The 18,957-nt window shown below is 39.8% G+C and carries 12 protein-coding genes; 5 read left to right on the plus strand and 7 right to left on the minus strand.

Annotation, left to right across the window (positions count from 1 at the left end):
* Positions 1–2: 2 nt before the first annotated feature.
* From PVK70_RS00400 to PVK70_RS00410, 3 genes are all read right to left on the minus strand, one after another.
* Entirely contained in the window at positions 3–710 is a 708-nt protein-coding gene (locus PVK70_RS00400) for an aldehyde dehydrogenase family protein (RefSeq protein ID WP_130048377.1), read from the minus strand.
* A gap of 14 nt (positions 711–724) precedes the next feature.
* Positions 725–3,886 (minus strand): bifunctional proline dehydrogenase/L-glutamate gamma-semialdehyde dehydrogenase PutA, encoded by a 3,162-nt coding sequence (putA, locus tag PVK70_RS00405; RefSeq protein WP_130048378.1) that lies wholly within the window; start codon positions 3,884–3,886, stop codon positions 725–727.
* A gap of 243 nt (positions 3,887–4,129) precedes the next feature.
* Entirely contained in the window at positions 4,130–4,909 is a 780-nt protein-coding gene (locus PVK70_RS00410) for a helix-turn-helix transcriptional regulator (RefSeq protein WP_165367185.1), read from the minus strand.
* Between the two features lie 555 nt (positions 4,910–5,464).
* Between PVK70_RS00410 and PVK70_RS00415 the strand changes: the two genes are divergently transcribed.
* From PVK70_RS00415 to PVK70_RS00425, 3 genes are all read left to right on the plus strand, one after another.
* Positions 5,465–7,366: an SUMF1/EgtB/PvdO family nonheme iron enzyme gene (locus PVK70_RS00415; RefSeq protein ID WP_242504940.1), complete on the plus strand. Its 1,902-nt coding sequence runs from the start codon at positions 5,465–5,467 to the stop codon at positions 7,364–7,366.
* Between the two features lie 103 nt (positions 7,367–7,469).
* Positions 7,470–8,261: an ABC transporter permease gene (locus PVK70_RS00420; protein ID WP_130048380.1), complete on the plus strand. Its 792-nt coding sequence runs from the start codon at positions 7,470–7,472 to the stop codon at positions 8,259–8,261.
* Between the two features lie 33 nt (positions 8,262–8,294).
* A complete protein-coding gene (locus PVK70_RS00425; protein WP_130048381.1) occupies positions 8,295–9,347 on the plus strand; it encodes an aldo/keto reductase in 1,053 nt (350 codons plus the stop codon).
* Between the two features lie 92 nt (positions 9,348–9,439).
* Here the strand turns inward: PVK70_RS00425 and PVK70_RS00430 are convergent, their stop codons facing one another.
* Positions 9,440–12,493, minus strand: coding sequence for a DUF748 domain-containing protein (locus PVK70_RS00430; protein WP_130048382.1), 3,054 nt, complete (start codon positions 12,491–12,493; stop codon positions 9,440–9,442).
* Positions 12,494–12,874: 381 nt separating this feature from the next.
* Between PVK70_RS00430 and PVK70_RS00435 the strand changes: the two genes are divergently transcribed.
* Entirely contained in the window at positions 12,875–13,780 is a 906-nt protein-coding gene (locus PVK70_RS00435) for a M15 family metallopeptidase (protein ID WP_130048383.1), read from the plus strand.
* Between the two features lie 80 nt (positions 13,781–13,860).
* On the opposite strand, the gene speB is transcribed toward PVK70_RS00435, so the two are convergent.
* Both speB and speA read right to left on the minus strand, forming a co-directional pair.
* Positions 13,861–14,787, minus strand: coding sequence for an agmatinase (gene speB, locus PVK70_RS00440; RefSeq protein WP_130043625.1), 927 nt, complete (start codon positions 14,785–14,787; stop codon positions 13,861–13,863).
* Positions 14,787–16,679, minus strand: a complete 1,893-nt coding sequence (gene speA / locus PVK70_RS00445; protein WP_422836540.1) for an arginine decarboxylase — start codon at positions 16,677–16,679, stop codon at positions 14,787–14,789. The genes speB and speA overlap by 1 nt, the downstream gene beginning before the upstream one ends.
* A 317-nt stretch (positions 16,680–16,996) precedes the next feature.
* Between speA and PVK70_RS00450 the strand changes: the two genes are divergently transcribed.
* Positions 16,997–18,256 (plus strand): hydroxymethylglutaryl-CoA reductase, encoded by a 1,260-nt coding sequence (locus tag PVK70_RS00450; RefSeq protein ID WP_130048385.1) that lies wholly within the window; start codon positions 16,997–16,999, stop codon positions 18,254–18,256.
* Between the two features lie 47 nt (positions 18,257–18,303).
* On the opposite strand, the gene PVK70_RS00455 is transcribed toward PVK70_RS00450, so the two are convergent.
* Positions 18,304–18,831, minus strand: a complete 528-nt coding sequence (locus PVK70_RS00455; protein ID WP_130048399.1) for a lipocalin family protein — start codon at positions 18,829–18,831, stop codon at positions 18,304–18,306.
* Positions 18,832–18,957: the final 126 nt, after the last annotated feature.

Here is an 18,957-nt window from a genome sequence, read left to right on the forward strand (position 1 = left end):
TATCAGTGATTACCACCTCCAAGTTCAAGCAATGTTGCGTTGCCGCCAACCGCTGTCACATTGATTGTTCGTGTACGCTCTGTAATAAAACGTAGAACAAAGTGAGGGTCTGTAATTACGGGTAAGCGTTCTTGATCGGTTTCTGCAATCAATTGCGCTAATAATCCATTTCGTTTCGCTAGTTGTTGGTTAATCGCTATCGATTGTTGCTCATTACCAACAAAGCAGACGCCAGCTAAACGAACATCATTAATGTCTGTTATTGCAAACTCTGCCTGTTGAGCTGCTAATCTTGGAACCTTAGCTTGATGCAACCCTTCAAGAATAACTGAAGTTAGTTTCGTATCCTGACTCGAAAGGGCGACAATAATAGCGTTTCCAGCCACTAATGCCGCAGTTATTTGTCCAACCAAGGCTACAACCGATGAATTTTCATCCGATGTGATGTAAAAAACACCTCTCGCTGCCGTGTAAAGCTCGTTACTCTCCCCTGTTGGCCCCGGCATTAACTCCGTTTCAGAAATTAACTGCATTGCTCGTTGACATTGGAAACGTACCATTTTTGCTGCCAGAACACCAAAATCAGGATGCTCCGCTAAATACTCTGACCAACGTGATAATTTTTCCATTCGTGTTGAGAATGAATCAGCTTGCCACTCCAGTTGACCTTGAGAAAGTGCTGAGTCAATAATATGAGTAATTGTTGTCATGAGGTTCTCCTTTCTCATTTAGATCCAATAGTAGAGGAAATCTGTTGTGCTTGAGTGTATCGGAATAAATAACGAGGCCCACCCGCTTTTGGTCCTGTACCCGATAGCCCTTGACCACCAAACGGCTGAACGCCAACGACCGCACCAACTTGATCACGATTGACATAGCAGTTACCCACCTTGATGTTTTTCTCAATTCGCGTGTATGTCACTTCATTACGGCTATGAATCCCCATGGTTAAACCAAACCCTGTTGAGTTGATGTCAGAAACCACCTTATCAATCTCATTGGCTTTAAAACGCACAATATGAAGAATAGGACCAAATTGCTCGTTTTCTAATTGGCTAATGGAGTCAATTTCGAACGCACTTGGTGGAACAAAGTCCCCTTTGTCAGACCAATCTGGCAACTCAGCTTGAGCAACCAACTTGCTCTCTAACGTCATCTTTTCAATATGCGCGAGCAACTTCTCTTTGGCTTTTAAATCGATAACAGGACCAACATCCGTGCAATGCAGTTCAGGTAAACCAACGTTTAGTTCAGCCATTGCCCCCTTGATTAAATTGATAATTCTGTCTGCGATATCTTGCTGAACAAACAACACACGCAGTGCAGAACAACGTTGACCTGCAGAAGCAAACGCAGAGCGCATGACATCACGCACCACTTGTTCAGGTAAAGCGGTACTGTCCACTATCATGGCATTTTGACCGCCAGTTTCAGCAATAAAAGGCACGGGAGCTACGCCAACACCTTTAACCGTTCGATTCGCTAATGTGCGATTTATTAACTGTGCTGTTTCTGTCGATCCCGTAAAGGCAACACCGGCCACACGATGATCTGACGTTAATGGCGCACCGACTGTTCTACCATCACCCGGCAATAAGTGAACCGCTTGTGGCGCAATGCCAGTCTCTAATAGCATCTCCATCGCTCGAACAGCAATTAACGACGTTTGCTCTGCCGGTTTTGCAATCACGGTGTTACCTGCAACAATTGCAGCCGTAACTTGACCTAGGAAAATCGCCAATGGGAAATTCCAAGGACTAATACATACAAAGACGCCACGACCTTGACGCGCAATTTGGTGCGAGACATCGTCAAAGCCAACAATAGTTTCAGGGGTGGTGAAATTCAGTTTGGCTTGAACGGCGTAATAACGGCAAAAATCCACTGCTTCACGCACTTCATCAATACTGTCATGGATCGTTTTCCCTGCTTCCTTATGGCATAACGCCACTAACTCTGGCATGTTTGCTTCAAGCTTATCCGCTAATGCTTCAAGGTAATCTGCACGCTCTGTTACTGGTGTTTGTTGCCAAATAGGAAAGTAGTCATGTGCAATATCTAACGCGTTAGAGACTTGCTCTTGTGAACTCCAAACTAAAGAGCCGACATCATTTGTACGATCATAAGGCGAACTAATAACATGAAGTGCAGAACCGTGTTCCTTGATCATGCTTTCGTAATCACGCGTATTATTTACAATCGGTCCACCCTGCCAGTAAGTTGTCATCTGTGCTTGAATTAAGGCTTCAAATGGCTGTGCTTCACTCTCTACATCTAAATTAATGCTGTATGAGTTTTTACGATCAGAGAAAATTTGGGGTGGTAATGGAATTAATTGATTATCTAGGGATGGACACGCTAATAATGTATCAACTGGGTGCTCTGTTAAACTTTCGATTGGGCAGTTTGCATCCACTAAACGGTGAACAAACGAGCTGTTTGCGCCATTTTCAAGTAAACGACGCACTAAATAAGGCAGTAGATCTTTATGGCTTCCCACTGGAGCGTATATTCGAACATTACGATTAAACATTTCCATCGCGTGATCGTATAACGCATCTCCCATACCATGAAGTCGTTGAAATTCAAATTCATCATGAGTTGCCATTGACGTTATCGCTGCAACAGTATGTGCGTTATGGCTGGCAAATTGAGGAAAAATATTGCCTTTTACATGATCACTCAACAGATAACGCGCGCAGGCTAAATAAGAAACATCCGTCGCTTCTTTACGTGTAAACACAGGGTAACGTGCAAAACCAAATTGTTGAGATATTTTAAGTTCAGTATCCCAATAAGCACCTTTCACTAAACGAAGTGGGATCATATCACCCTGCTCTTTTGCGAGTGCCGTTAACCAAACGAGAACTGGCAACGCACGCTTAGAGTACGCTTGCACTACAATGCCAAATTTACCCCAGCCTTTGACAATGTCGCTACGATATAATTTCTCAAATAATTCTAACGAAAGCTCTAAACGATCCGCTTCTTCTGCATCAATCGTGATACCAACATCCAATTCACGCGCACGCTCAAGCAATTTAAGAACGGTGTCGCACATCTCCCCCATTACGCGAACTTTATTCGCCACTTCATAGCGAGGATGCAATGCGGATAGCTTAATAGATACAGTAGGATCTGGTGAGCCAGCAATACTAGCGGCACGGCCTACACTTTCTATCGCCATGATGTAATCTTTAAAATACTTATGAGCATCTGATTGGGTTAATGCTGCTTCACCAAGCATATCAAAGGAGTAGGTATAGCCCTTCTCGCGCATCGCCTTACCTTTTTTCTGAGCTTCTTCAATGGTCCTACCTAATACAAATTGGTGCCCCATGATTTTCATCGCTTGATTCATGGCTTGACGGATCACAGGCTCTGAGAATTTATTAACTAAACGGCTAATGGCATTAGAAGGTGAACCATCTGCTTTAACGTCCATACTGACCACTTTACCTGTCAGTAATAAACCCCACGTTGAGGCATTTACAAACGTCGAATCTGAATTTTTAAGATGTGACTTCCAATCGGCAACACTCAATTTATCACGAATAAGTGCATCTGCCGTTTCTGCATCAGGAATACGCATTAAGGCTTCAGCAAGACACATCAATAATATGCCTTCTTTAGTATCTAAGCTGTACTCTAATAGCAGCGCATCAATCATTTGCACTGCTTGCTTATCATCACGAACACGCTGAATCAGTTGAGCCGCCTGATCTGTCATCATAATAGCTTCACGATCGCTTGGCTGAGCTAGTGGGATAAGCTCTTTTAACCATTTAGCTTCATCAACCATATAAAGAGGAGAAATGGCCGACCATAACGTAGGTAAAGAGTGATTAATAATGGATGAAGACAATACATCTTTCGCATGAAACATACCTGTTTCCTCTAATTATCTGACATGATTAACTAAACGATTATGCTTCTAATTATTTTTGATTATTAAAGCAAGTTGCGAAAGAGTCTATTTCCTATTAACGAAAAATACTTGTCAAAAACTCCGATTTAATTGCTAAATCGTCCATCTAGTTACAAAATGAGAACAAAGGCGGTAATTTTAAGTTACGAATTAAGTGAGATTGATGCACAGAATTAAGAAGAGTTACCCCTTTAGAGGTGGCTATATTGTACTGAAATGCAATTGACGATATTTACTTGGGGCCCCTCCTGTATACTTCATGAATGCATGACTAAAAGCACTTTGATTAGCAAAACCGGTTTGTTGAGCAATTTCACCTACTGTAAATTGACTTGTTTCAAGCAATGTTTTTGCATATTGAATGCGTTTTTCTACAATATATTTATGCGGTGTAACTCGAAACTCTTGCTTAAAAATGGCGTAAAATTGACTCTCCCCAAGAAAAACCGTGCTTGATAGCTGCGCGACTGTGATCTTACTTCCAATGTGTTGCGTTATAAAATTGTCGATCACCTCTTGATTTAAACGTTTAATCGTTTTTTCTTCATTTTCATCAATTAAATGACGGTGAAGCAAAGAAATTATCGTGTCGCTACATGCTTTATTTAAAAGATGATCATCAATATTAGCTTGAATTTCACACACTAATAATTGTATTAGGTTCTGGATTTGTGCATCTAATTGATAATACCCATGACTAACAAAGAGTTCATTTACTCTATTTGCTAATTCGTCATTCCCAAAAAACTGAGGGAAATTAAGTACTAAGACTTCTGCCTGATATAAACTTGAAAAAGCATGCTGAAAGTTAGCAGGAATGACACCGACTTTTCCCGCATAAATCATGCTGCTTTTATCATTAATTTCAAATTCCGCTTGCCCTTTTAAGCCAATCACTAACTGGTGATATTCATGCGAATGCAGATCTCTTTCTTCAGGCAGCATGATAATCTGTGTAGGGAAAATCCAATCCATTTGCATGATAAATCCATTAATAACTAATATTGCTTATGAACAAGAGTGTAACCAAGATCATAAAAACAATCTATTGATAATAGCTATTCGAAAGCATGATCATGAATCAAGATAATACAGTCAATGTCATTTCAATTTTATCACTCCAAAATAGCGCACTAAGAGTATCCAAAAAACCTTTATTAACAATAGATTAATTAAGCGTTAAATAATAGAGAATCAACTTTCTTATTTTTAAACTTGATCATTCTTCCAATAGTTCGAAACGATGATCAAGTAAAGACTATCTTCGGCGCATTCAACCGCAAAAGGTTGGTATAAAAATTGCTTTGTTTTATATGGCGTCAAAACTATGAATAACAGATACTTATCTGCATAAATCATTTGTACCAACCTTAAAGAAGCCATTGAACAGATAATTGGCGATAATGAGTATAGATTGGTATTATTAAAGTGAAGTATGTAGATCAGTATCAATATACGATTAGCCCTCACTAAATGACGAAGAACAAACGCAATATCATGTTCTTCAATCAGCGGTGCGGAGATGGGTTAATTTTTATGAATTTATTACTAAAAAAATTATTTATGTCTATTATTAAAAGCAGAAAAATTATGAACCGTAAAGGACTACCCGCTCTAGCACTACTGTTATCGCCGGCGCTTTTTACCTCTGTTGCGCTTGCTAATACCGACACTCAATCAATAACGCCTACTGTTGATTCTGTTGCTTCTATTGATATTAAACTGACTCACAAACGTGATGAAGTTAAGCAACTTGAAAACACTGTGGTTAATGATCAAAGTCGTCTTCGTGAATTGCGTAATCAAAGTGATGCTTTAGATAAAAAAGCAACACAATTGGATTCTAAACGCAAACTTGCTCAACGTAATTTAGATGAGCAATACAATCGAATGATTGATGATCCTGATCTAGATATCACTCCTTTCCAAAAGCAATACCAAGACTCTTGGAAAGAAGTAAAAGAAAACCAAGTCGCTAAATTATCCATTCAACAGGATATTCAAGAACAAACTCGAGTATTAAAAGCAAGCAGCACTAAAAAACAACGTGCATTAGACGAACTTGAAATTCTTGGTGAATCTCGTCAAGAAGCTCGCGTACTTCGCCTACAAGAAGAATTAGCAGCACAAGATACTTTAGATGTTGTTCATACTGTTACTTGTAAGATGTCTATGACATTAAGCGCATGTTCAAGCCAAGGTAAAACGCTAAGCATGCAAAAAGCGGTTAACAACTTCCAGCAGCAGTTGATCAACGGTTTTACTGAAGCAGAAACAGTGAAACAACATGTAGATAATGTATCGTTAAATATTCATGTATTAGACAGTGCGATTATTGACAGTGGCTTTAATGGTAGCAACCGCTACACAACTAAATTACAAGCTTCATTACGTGCACGTCCAAACACAACAGCAGCATGTCAATTATTGGGCCTAGAAAACCGTTACTGTATTGAAGATGGCACATCGCAATCATCAAACGATAGAATCAAAAAAGAGAATAAATGGGTTGGTATTACCATTCGCTCTAACCGCCATGAAGATAACGTAACCGTTAATGGCGTAAACTACGGCAGCACTCCTGTTGATGTTATGCTTCCAGCTGGTCAACACCAAGTTACTGTTGAGAAGTCAGGTTTTGAACCATACAGTCGTCAAATGTCACTATCTAAAGACATGACGGTATGGGCTGAATTGAAACTTCAGGAAAATCGTCCAAAGCCAGGCAAGAAGTTTGCTGACCGTCTAAGCAATAATCAATTAGCACCACAAATGGTTGTAATTGGTTCTGGTAATTACCATATTGGTAAAGATGCAGAAAAAGACGTCACTATTTCAACAGCCTACTCTATTGCTGCTACCCCTGTAACCGTTAATCAATTTGATGCGTTTGTTGCTAGCTCAGGCTACATTACTGAAGCAGAAAAAGGTGCTGGTTGTAATGCTATCAATGGTGGTGAAACAAAACGTCACCAAAACCAAAACTGGCGCAAACCTGGATTTGAACAATCTAAAAATGCACCAGCAGTATGTATTTCTAAGAAAGATGCTGAAACCTACGCAAACTGGTTAACAAAACAAACTGGATTTACTTACGCACTGCCTTCTGAAACACAGTGGGAAGTCGCTGCACGAGCTGGCAGTAAAGAAGCGTACTGGTGGGGTTCTGACATTGGCTCAGGCAACGCAAACACAGGTTGGGGTGGTTCATCTTGGGCAAACAAATCAACTTCTCCAGTAGGTAGCTTTGGCGCAAACCCTTACGGTATCTATGATACTGCAGGTAATGTTTGGGAATGGACAAACACTAAATCAGGTGTTGTTCGTGGCGGCGCATGGAGCTTTGCACCAACAAAAGCAAAAGCGTATGAATCTCTAGAGCTAAATCCATCAACAAGCGCTAACTACACTGGTTTCCGTGTTGTACGAACTCTGTAATTAATGAATATACGTTAACTAAATTCATAAATAACAAAAACCGCTGACATCAGCGGTTTTTTTATGTTCAAATAACGTTAATCAACCGCTTTAGGCAAAATGCATGCAAGAATCCTTAGACATCAGTTGGGCATTGATGGGGCTATTTAGTCTCACTCTCATTATTCCCTTTACCATTAATCGCATTTACCAATTGGATCTTGCTAAAGAGATCGGTATTAGTGTGTTTCGTATGGTGGCACAACTGGCTTTTATTGGTCTTTATCTTGAATTTGTTTTCCAGCTGAATAATCCACTACTGAATACACTTTGGATTATTTTAATGATAGGCATAGGCTCTAGCTCTATCATCTCTAAAGCTAAACTTCCTAAAAAACGATTACTGTTTCCTGTTGCAGCGGGGTTATTGGTTGGGCTCTCACCTTTAGTTATTTTACTTAGCTCGGTGATTATTCAACCAACACCGCTATACAGTGCTCAATATGTGCTCCCTTTAGCCGGCATGCTACTAGGCAATAGTTTGAGTGGAAACATCGTTGCATTGCAAAACTTATTCACCGCATTTAAAGAGCGTGAGAGTGAATACCATGCGGCCATCGCTCTTGGTGCCTCGCCTCGTTATGCCACGCTCCCTTTTGTTCGCTCTGCGATGCAAAAAGCCTTTGCTCCTATCATGGCATCAATGGCCACGACTGGATTAGTTACCCTTCCAGGCATGATGACAGGTCAAATTTTAGGCGGGGTAAACCCAATGGTTGCCATAAAATACCAATTACTTATTTTAATCGCCATTTTTGTTATGCTGACAATATCAGTTACCATCACATTACAACTGACCCTCAAACATAATATCTCTAAAGAAGGGAAAGTATTGGTACGTTTTCTAGATCAATGATCGAATAAAAATCAAATAAAGGAGCCTTCTCATATGGAATACTCAACACTTGGCAGCAGCAATCTTTCTGTTTCTCGTATCTGCTTAGGCAGCATGACATGGGGAAAACAAAACAATCAAGAAGACGCCAATCAGCAAATTGACTACGCACTTAGCCAAGGTATTAATTTCATTGATACGGCTGAGATGTATGCCGTGCCTCCCTCGCCTGATACCTACGGAAAAACTGAAACCATTATTGGTAATTGGTTAGCTGCAAATCCTGAACGACGTAAAGAGATTATCTTAGCCTCTAAAATCGCAGGTCCGGGATTACCTTGGGTTCGTGAAGGTTCGCCAATTACAGGTGAAGCCGTTATTGCTGCAGTAGATGCATCACTTGCTCGTTTACAAACTGATTATATTGATCTTTACCAGTTGCATTGGCCGAACCGTACTTCTCCACATTTTGGTAAGCATTTTCCGAACCAATTCAAATTCAGTAATTTTGATGCAAAGAAAGAAGAAGCAGATATGCTTGAAATCTTACAAGCATTAGATACTTGCATTAAAGCAGGTAAGATCCGTCATATCGGGTTATCAGACGACACGCCTTGGGGTATTAACACTTACCTTAAACTAAGTGCTAAATACGATTTACCAAAAATGGTATCAATTCAAAATGAATTCAGCTTATTACACGCTAAAGATTGGCCATATTTAATTGAGAATTGTGTTCATGAAGATATTGCATACTTACCTTGGTCACCGCTAGCGGGCGGTATGTTAAGTGGTAAATATTTAGATGGGAAAATGCCAGAGGGCAGCCGTTGGACCTTCTCACAACGTAATGGTATTTTCCGAGATACACCTGCTGCAAATGAAGCCGTACGCGCCTACATGCAAGTGGCAGAAAAACACGGTTATACGCCTTGTCAGCTTGCATTAGCGTGGTGTGACCAAGTAGATGGCGTTACATCAACCATTATTGGTGCTACTTCTCTAGAGCAATTAAAAGAAGACATTGACGCTTTTTCAAAACCATTAAGTGACGAAGCTATTTCAGATATTAATCTAGTCTTTAAAAAGTACCCAATGCCGTTCTAAAAAATAGACTACATAACAAATAAAAATGGCGACCAGATTTATTTGGTCGCCATTTTTCTATCTCACTGAATCAATCCCAGTAGCTATTGAGGTTACTTAGCTTCAAGTGTTAGCAATACGCTACTCGTATCTTGCTCAATATCAAATCGGCTATCGAGTAAAAACACACGAGATGCATCGACTTTAACGATATCAACCAAATAGGCTTTTACTGCTTGAGCACGTTGTTGCGCCAGTTGACCTAATTCACCTTTTGCGATTTCTTGCTTATTGAGCACTAAATTATACAATGCAATATGCCAGCGCTGATCTAACTCTTCATCGGTTAGCTCTACACCCTTTTCATTTTCATCTTGATCATCTTCAATTTTATCTTCTACTTTACTCGCTTTTTCACCAAATTCGGCTTTATAAAGCTTTTGTAATCCATCAGATAATTTCCCAGAAGTTGGCATTGTACTCGCACTTAAATTCGCAGGTAATTCGGCAACGGTCATTTGCGCGCTCTCGGCAAGTTTCTCATTAAATTGCGCAAGGGCTAACGCTTTACTGTCTTCTGGTGCATTAACAGCCCCATCAACCGTTAATTTTAGTTTCGGACGAGTTTCTAAGGCTGCACCTAACGTTTTTAATTTCTCTTGCTCTTCACTTGTTAACGTATTCGCACCAAAATCAAACGCAATCACATTCAATTCTTCATCTGAGTCTGCAAGGCCTGCAATAAACGAGAATGGCGCAGTTACTGCTTTAGTTATAATGTTTGAAATAGTGCTCCAAATCACCGCACCAAGGCTAAACTCAGGATCATTTACATCTCCAGTTACTTCAACCCCTAAATCAATCACTCCATCGTTATCTTGCAATAAAGCGATCGCTAACTCTAACGGTAGTGACGTTGCTAAATCACTGTCACTGGCTTTACCTAGCTGTAGTTGGTCGATAATTACGTGATTCTCACCCTTTAATTGGTTGTTTTCTAATTTATAGTTAAGCGCTAACGTTAATTGGCCTTTATCAATGTAATGACCTGCATACGTGCCTGAATAAGGGTTAACCGTGGTTAGCTCTACACTTTGGAATATGACATCGAGATCCAAATAAGGCTGCTTAAGTAATGGATTTATTTCACCTTTTACTTTTACCGGTGCGTACTTTTCAATATTACCGCTAATATCAACCGTTGCTTTTGTGCCTGGAATACTCGATACATGGCCGATATTGCCTTTTAATTGCTCAATGCCTGAAGAGAAATTCGGCGTAAGGGAGTTATCTGCAAAGAATGCTGAACCATTATTGAACGCAATTTTTCTAACTCTTAAATCAAACGGTTTTGTATCCTTTTTCTTGGCTATTGTTTTCGATTTTTTAGCTTTCGGCTGTGCCACCATTAAGTCGCCAATATTGGTGGTACGATCTTCATTGATCACCACTCGCGCATAAGGCTGGCTTAAACTTAACGTATCGACTGCTAATTTATTTTTTTGTAAATCAAAATCAAACTGATTGACCGCTAATGAACGCCATTTTACGAACGGTTTTCTTAACTTATTATCACGAATTGAAAGATGATTTACTTGAACCCCACCGCTAACCTCAACATTACCTTTTGCATTGGCGTTTAACTTAGCTTGCGTACTCACTTCCCCTTTGGTTAAGGTTGCATTTACGGCCGTAGCTAAATAAGGTTGGAATTGCTCTAACTTCAATGACTTAACATCAACATCAGCCAATACGGCTTGTTGTTTGGCATTGGCTTGACCTTTAACGCTGATATCACCTTTACCATTAACCGACGTAAAGAAATCAAAATCTATTGGCTTAGATAGATCACTTACAATCTGACTTGTCGTTAAGTTAATTGGAGATATCTGCCATTGATTGGCTTTTTTGGTAATGACTTTCTCTTCGACGTTTAACTGGTAGTCTTTAATTTCTACGCCACCCAGTGTCACTAACCATGAAGGCGCATCAGCAGTAGGTTTAGTCTCTTTTTCTACAGGTTCTTCTTTCTTTTCTTTTGACTCTTCTGTAATAAATTTAGGGGTAAATAAGGTAACAAGATCGGCCCCTTTATCGTCTATTTTTGTCGACACATTTAAACCATGAGAAGTAACAGAAACAATCTTAACGGTTTGTTTCTCTACATTCGTCGCTATGCCATTCACAGAAAAATCAGGCAAAGAAATAATCGATTTATCTTCTGCATTAAAATTTAGATTATGGATGGAGAATAGGCCATTGTCGCTAGTGATGCTCATCGTATCGTCGCTTTCGATATCACCGATGGTTTGAGCCAGATGATAGTTCGATGAAAAATTCACATTACCCGAAGTTAATTTGGCAATAATGTCTTTTTCAATGAATCCCCATAAGCGTGGTAATTGAACCTGCTGAACATTAATATCACCAACCACTTCTAGTGGTTTTAATTGCACTTGGCCTTTCAGTTCTACCTTGCCAGAATCTGCATCGGTAATTTTCACATTGTAGTTATTCTTTTGCTCTGCATCCGTTAATAGGCTTTGAGTAGAAAACGCACCTAACGTGAAATTGATATCGGGATACGCTAATTCTGTTGCTGTAACACCATCAACGAAGCGTACATTACCTTGCGTTAAAGTAGTTTGTTTAATCAGTACAGGGAATAGTGCCTTATGGCGATCTCTAGGCTCTTGTATCTTGGGTTCAAGCTTTTCTTCTGAAGCCAAATTACGATTTACGGCATCTAAAATATCACTGAAATTAAATACCAGCTGCTCTGTATTATTTAAGCGCTTAATATCAATATAAGGTTTATCTAGTGCTATATATTCAATTGAGATTGCTGCATTGAAAATGGATTCCCAAAAATTAACCTGAACACGAGCATCTTCAAAGCTAATAAAAGGCGTCGATTCTTCTAAAATAGCAAATTGATGAACATCTAACTGAAGAGTAAAGGGGTTGATAGTGATATCTGTTAATGTCACCGGTCTTTCAATCAATTTAGACACTTGCTCAGGGATCTGCTGTTTAGCAATATAAGGGATTAACAAACCAAGCAGTGCCGCATAACAGAAATAACTGGTTATTGCATAAGTACTCCAGCGAATACGTCGAGGAAAAGCACGAAACGTTGCAATTGCTGTTTTAAATTTGTTCGACATTATGACTCTATACTCCTACGTCTATATCGACAAGGATCAGATACTCATCTGGATATTCTTTAACACTAAAACTTATCCAGATACGCATCTTTCCCTGATTAACTAAAAAGCCATCAATGGCATAATGACAAGAATAATTACTTATTCCTATGATACCTAAGTAAAGCACCAAAATTTTATCCCTAGTGTTTGTTGATGTCTACCAATCTCCTTGTATCGATCATTAAAATTCGACAAAAGTAACTTTGAAGGGAGATCACTATTTGTAAATGAGGCGATATTTACTCTAAATCCCTAAATAAATACTGCTATAGTCCTGTTATGCATTTATTATCAACACATAAAATAATTCACACAGTTCATGGTTAGGTACTCTAAAAAATGAAAGTCATCTCTATAATAAGTGCAGTTGCTATGACTGTTTTCTCCTCCCCACTTTGGGCTAACGTAACTCCACTTAGTTCATCTCAATGCCAAGCCATGATCGGCAAAGGCGTTATGTCGACTAAAGCACCCGTTCAATGTGACCGTTTACGTAACGTCACCTTTAAGCATTACACGTTTGATGGGAAAACAGCGACAGGTAAACTTGTTGTCTTAGATGCAGTGGCACCTCACGTTGAACGTATTTTTGATGAGTTGTATCAGCAAGGCTTTCCAATTGCTCAAGCAAAGCCTATTGAGTATTACGCGGGCAATGATGTTAAATCTATGGATGCTAATAACACCTCAGCATTTAACTATCGACCGATTGCAGGAAAATCATCCCTCTCTTTACACGCTTATGGCGTTGCTATTGATATTAACCCGTTACAAAATCCATTTGTTGAATTTACCTCCTGGGGAACCGCTACATTCAAACCATTAAAAGGCCATGAATATTCAAACCGAATGTTGCAGCGCTTAGGGAAGGAAGACAGAAAGGGATTTGCAGAAGAAGTGATTAATCTTTTTGCTAAAAACGGATTCATTTATTGGGGCGGATATTGGGATACACCCATTGATTTTCAGCACTTTCAAACCAGCCGAGATATGGCGTATTTAATGACGGCGATGCCAACCAAAGATGCCTCAATATTTTTTAACCATTATGTTGATTGGGTTCAGTCATGCCAACAAAGTTACGGTTCTAAGCAGATGAATACATTCAAAGATTACACGTCATATTTGCAAACAGAATTAAAAACAGCGACGTCTTTAAATCGTTTATATAAAGCCAATCCTAACGCGGTTATGCAAGCGATAAACAAGAAAGCACAAGTTTCACAATCTCGCTGTTTTAAATAAAAATCCTGAATCCTGAAAAGCATAAACCCGCTGAACTCTCATTCAGCGGGTTTATATATCTTACTTAGCTTTTATAATGCTTATTTGTTTAAACGATTCGCAGTCCAAACATACAACAACTCTAAAGCAATCGTCGCACCAGCCAATGCTGTAATATCACTTTGGTCATACGCAGGTGATACTTCTACCACATCCATACCAACCATGTTGATACCTTGCAAACCACGGATGATTTTTAAGATCTTATCTGAGTTTAAGCCACCACATACCGGTGTACCTGTACCCGGAGCAAAGGCAGGATCAAGACAATCAATATCAAACGTTAGGTAGACTGGTTTGTCGCCAACAATACCTTTTACTTGTTCGATAATGGCATCAACACTCATGTCATTGGCTTGCATTGCGTTAATCACATTAAAGCCGTGATCTTCTTTTTCATACTCAGTACGAATACCAATCTGAACAGAGTGCTCTGGTGAAATTAGCCCTTCATTTGGTGCATGATAGAACATAGTACCGTGATCATAACGACTACCATGGCTATAAGTATCCGTGTGAGCATCAAAATGAATTAATGCCATTTCACCGTATTTTTTACCATAAGCACGTAGCAAAGGCAGAGTAATAAAGTGATCACCACCTAAACCTAATAGCGTTTTACCACTATTTAGAATCGCATCAGCCGCAGCTTCAAGACGTACCGTTAAATCTTCTGCATCGCCTGTATCAAAAACAAGGTCGCCTGAATCAATAACTTTTGTATGATCAAATACATTGAAATCCCATGGGAATTTTTTACCTTCCCACGCTAGATTTACCGATGCACGACGAATCGCATCTGGACCTAAACGCGCACCAGGTCGACCTGAGGTTGCCATATCTAATGGCGCACCTAATACCACGATGTCAGCATCGTTATCAATTGGGTTTTGTACCAATGGACGACGCATAAATGTCATTGCATTTGAGTACAATGAATAGTCTTTTTTGGTGAATAAATCGTTCATTAAAAATCTTCCAAATAGGTGTAACCCATTAAGCCTTGCTCTAACTCTTCAAGCACGCTTTGTTGTTCTTCTTCTGCAACTTTCGCTGTTACCATGTCTTTGTAGTTTTGACGGATCAAATCCACATCGATATGCACATAACGCATCATATCTTCAACGGTATCGCCTTCATTGATGTAATCAATATTCGCTTCGCCGTTTTCATCAACATTCACAACAACGCTGTGAGTATCACCAAATAGGTTATGCATATCACCCAAGATCTCTTGGTATGCCCCTACTAAGAAGAAGCCCATCAAATAAGGCTCATCAGGGTTCCAAGCCGGTACTGGCAGTGTGGTTTCAATACCTTGACCATCAACATATTGGTCAATAGTACCGTCTGAGTCACACGTAATATCCAGTACAACTGCGCGATGTTCATCCGCATTATCAAGACCACTTAATGGCATTACAGGGAAAACCTGATCAATACCCCATGCATCTGGTAATGATTGGAACAGAGAGAAGTTCACAAAGAATTTATCCGCTAAACGCTCGCTCAATTCATCTAGAATTGGGCGGTGGTAACGGTTCTTAGTGCTCATTTTTACGCTTAATTCATAATTAATGCGTAATGATATTTGCTCTGCCCATGCACGGTGTTGCAGGTTAATCATGCCTGTCGCAAACTGATTATGCGCTTCTGCTACGTCACATTGAGTATCGTTATAAATCTCAATTAATGCGCGATCATCACCGCCATTTTCTAACTGCTCTAAGTTACGCCACATATTGTGTAGTAACAAAGGATCATCACCACAAGGCGCTTCTATTGCTTCTGGTGTGTAGCTTTCTGTACCAATAACGTTAGTAATTAACACTGCGTGATGCGCTGTTAACGAACGCCCAGATTCAGAAATGATCACTGGCATTGGTTGTGAGTAAAGCTGACAAATGTCACCGATTGTCATCACGATATTACGCGCGTATTCCGCCAAACCATAGTTCATCGAGTTAGATGATTGGCTACGAGTACCATCGTAATCCACCGCCAAACCACCGCCCACATCGAGGTATTTTAGTTTTGCGCCAATATCACGTAATTCACAGTAAAAACGAGCCGCTTCACTCACACCATTACGAACATCACGAATGTTTGCCATTTGTGAGCCAAGGTGGAAATGCACAAGTTCTAAAATATCTAGTTGGTCTTCTGCTTTCAGACGGTTAATTACCGTCAATACTTGAGAGGCAGACAAACCAAATTTCGATTTTTCACCACCACTGGCTTGCCATTTTCCTGCACCTTGAGAGGCAAGACGAATACGCAAACCAAGGCGTGGTTTAACACCTAATGCTTTTGCTTCAGATAGAACTAAATCTAATTCTGATAATTTTTCTAGAACGATAAAAACACTGTGACCAAGTTTCTCACCAATCAGCGCTAAGCGTACGTACTCGCGGTCTTTATAACCGTTACATACGATAACTGAACTCGCTTTTTGAGCTAGCGCTAGTACGGCCAATAGCTCAGGCTTACTGCCCGCCTCTAGACCTAATTGCTTTTGCTCTAATTGCGCCTGACTTGCAAGAATTTCATCAACCACTTCTTTTTGTTGGTTTACTTTAATTGGGTAAACAAGAAGATAATGGTTTTCATATTGGTATTCATCAATCGCTTGGTTAAATGCATTACAAATATTATGTACGCGCTGATGAACGATTTGAGGAAAACGAACCAAAGCAGGCAATCCGATATTTCGCTGCTCTAATTGATTCACAATATGACTTAATGGGATTTGATGATCAGATTCACTACGTGGTGAAACATACACTTCACCATTATCATCAATACCGTAAAAACCTTGGCTCCAGTGCTTTACATTATACTCAGCACGGATACGATCCAAATTAACCGAATGTTCCAAATCTCGACCTCACATAAATAGGGCCATCAAAAGAAAATACTTCGTTGGAATATCGAAGCATAACCTAGGGCGTGTTATCCCTAACAATCCTTGTAATCTAACAAGTTGTCGACGGCATTAACTAACATTATCTAAACGTAGTCCAATAATGAATATTTATCGTAAGAATCGAAAATATTTGTCGTTATCTTAGTTCAAAATTGAGAGGTAAAACTGTAACGCTTTTTGTCATTATCCTTGTTTATCTGATACGAAACAGTAGAATCTCCTTCAACATTTGCTGTAATTAATATGTTCTTATGCCAAAACTGAATCTGCATCGCCGCGACTACGTATCAATCTTAGGGGGCGATATCTCTGCAGATAAATTAGAGCAATCGCTCAACCCTCACTTTGAAAGACCAATAAATAAAATTACCCCTAGCCCTTATCTAACAGAAAAAAACCTAACTCGCCGTTGGGATAAGCTAGCCAAACCTGAGCTGCAATCAGAATTACTCGACCCGCACACCCAGGCCCAAAGCCATGTGTACGAGAAAAATATCGAGCATTTTATTGGTACGGTTAAACTGCCAGTTGGTCTTGCAGGCCCATTACGTGTGAATGGCTTATTTGCCAATGATGATTACTTAGTGCCTCTTGCAACCACAGAAGCGGCTTTAGTGGCCTCTTATAATCGCGGGGCACAACTGCTAACGGCAAGTGGTGGCGCAAGTGCCATGCTATTAAATGAAGGGGTAACTCGCACCCCTGCGTTTGCTTTTTTTGGTTTAGCTGAAGCTGGACAATTTGTGGCATGGGCGGTGACTCAATACGACACGTTCAAACAACTGGCAGAATCCACCACATCACATGGGAAACTCAGCGACATTAATATCAGTATCGAAGGCAATCATGTTTATCTGGTCTTTGAGTTTTTAACTGGTGATGCTTCTGGACAAAATATGGTAACCATTGCGACCAATGCCGTGTTTAGCTACATCATGGAAAACTCCCCTATCACGCCTGAAAATGCCTATTTAGATGGCAATTTATCAGGAGATAAAAAAGCAAGCAGCCAAACTTTGCGCAGTGTTCGCGGCAAAAAAGTCACTGCCGAAGCGCATATTCCTGCTGAGTTAGTGAAAAAATACCTACACACCACCCCTGAGAAAATGATGCAATTTACTCAAATGAGTACAGTTGGTGCGACACTCAGCGGAACTATAGGTATTAATGCTCATTATGCCAATGCCCTTGCTGCTCTTTATATTGCGTGTGGTCAAGATGCTGCGTGTGTAGCTGAATCTGCTATTGGTATGACACGTATTGAAGTGGATAAAAACGGAGATTTGTATGCGAGTGTCACCCTACCAAACTTAATGCTGGGTACGGTTGGTGGTGGAACTGGATTACCAAGCCAAAAAGCCTGTTTAGAATTAATGGGATTACATGGCGCAGGTAAATCTCAAGCTCTGGCTGAAGTATGTGCTGCATTATGTTTGGCGGGTGAATTATCTATTGTTGGGGCATTTTGTGCGGGACACTTTTCACGAGCGCATCATAAATTAGCGCGCTAGTTAATAGATTGGAATATCCAATATTCGTTAACTAACGCGACAATTAATTATTGCTCAACAAAGATAAGTTCATTTGTTTTAAAACCAAGTGATTGAGCCATTGATACAAAATGCTCAATCACTTCTTGGTCAACCTCTTTTGTTCGAGAGAGTAACCATAAGTAATCAAGATCAGGACCTGATACAAACGCATATTGGTAATTTTCTTTATCTAATTCAAACACCACGTATGAACCGTAGAAAGGGCCAAAGAACGAGACTTTCAAATACCCTTGGTCTTCTGCCCCAATGAATTTCGCTTTCCCTTCTGCTTGACTCCACTCTTTATCTTCTTTTGAATAGCCTCGGTTAATGACCTTAACGCTTCCATCTTCATTAATGCTGTATTCTGCACTGACTTTACTTAACCCTTCTTCAAAAGAATGATTTAATCGCGCCACTTCATACCATTTACCTAAATAGCGATTTAACTCAAAGCCTGATACGGGTTCAACGCCCTTTGGCATCCCTAAGCAGCCGCTTAGCATGAATAATAATGTTCCTATGAAACCCATTTTTGTTATACGTTTTATCATCATCGTTAGCTCCATTAACTTTATCTTTTTAATATTACGGCAGATTAGCGTAAAAAGATCACTTAGTTAATCAGTACATACATAAAAAAGCGAGCTAACTTCACTCAATGAAATTAACTCGCCTTC

The sequence above is a fragment of the Aliivibrio sp. A6 genome (genome assembly GCF_028765505.1).
Lineage (GTDB): Bacteria > Pseudomonadota > Gammaproteobacteria > Enterobacterales > Vibrionaceae > Aliivibrio > Aliivibrio finisterrensis_A.

Bases quoted from the DNA above. Each gene is read 5' to 3' on its own strand.
- PVK70_RS00455 (WP_130048399.1), bottom strand. From the start codon at position 18,831: ATGATAAAACGTATAACAAAAATGGGTTTCATAGGAACATTATTATTC.
- PVK70_RS00425 (WP_130048381.1), top strand. From the start codon at position 8,295: ATGGAATACTCAACACTTGGCAGCAGCAATCTTTCTGTTTCTCGTATC.
- PVK70_RS00400 (WP_130048377.1), bottom strand. From the start codon at position 710: ATGACAACAATTACTCATATTATTGACTCAGCACTTTCTCAAGGTCAA.
- PVK70_RS00435 (WP_130048383.1), top strand. From the start codon at position 12,875: ATGAAAGTCATCTCTATAATAAGTGCAGTTGCTATGACTGTTTTCTCC.
- speB (WP_130043625.1), bottom strand. From the start codon at position 14,787: ATGAACGATTTATTCACCAAAAAAGACTATTCATTGTACTCAAATGCA.
- putA (WP_130048378.1), bottom strand. From the start codon at position 3,886: ATGTTTCATGCGAAAGATGTATTGTCTTCATCCATTATTAATCACTCT.
- PVK70_RS00415 (WP_242504940.1), top strand. From the start codon at position 5,465: ATGAATTTATTACTAAAAAAATTATTTATGTCTATTATTAAAAGCAGA.
- PVK70_RS00430 (WP_130048382.1), bottom strand. From the start codon at position 12,493: ATGTCGAACAAATTTAAAACAGCAATTGCAACGTTTCGTGCTTTTCCT.
- PVK70_RS00410 (WP_165367185.1), bottom strand. From the start codon at position 4,909: ATGCAAATGGATTGGATTTTCCCTACACAGATTATCATGCTGCCTGAA.
- PVK70_RS00450 (WP_130048385.1), top strand. From the start codon at position 16,997: ATGCCAAAACTGAATCTGCATCGCCGCGACTACGTATCAATCTTAGGG.
- PVK70_RS00420 (WP_130048380.1), top strand. From the start codon at position 7,470: ATGCAAGAATCCTTAGACATCAGTTGGGCATTGATGGGGCTATTTAGT.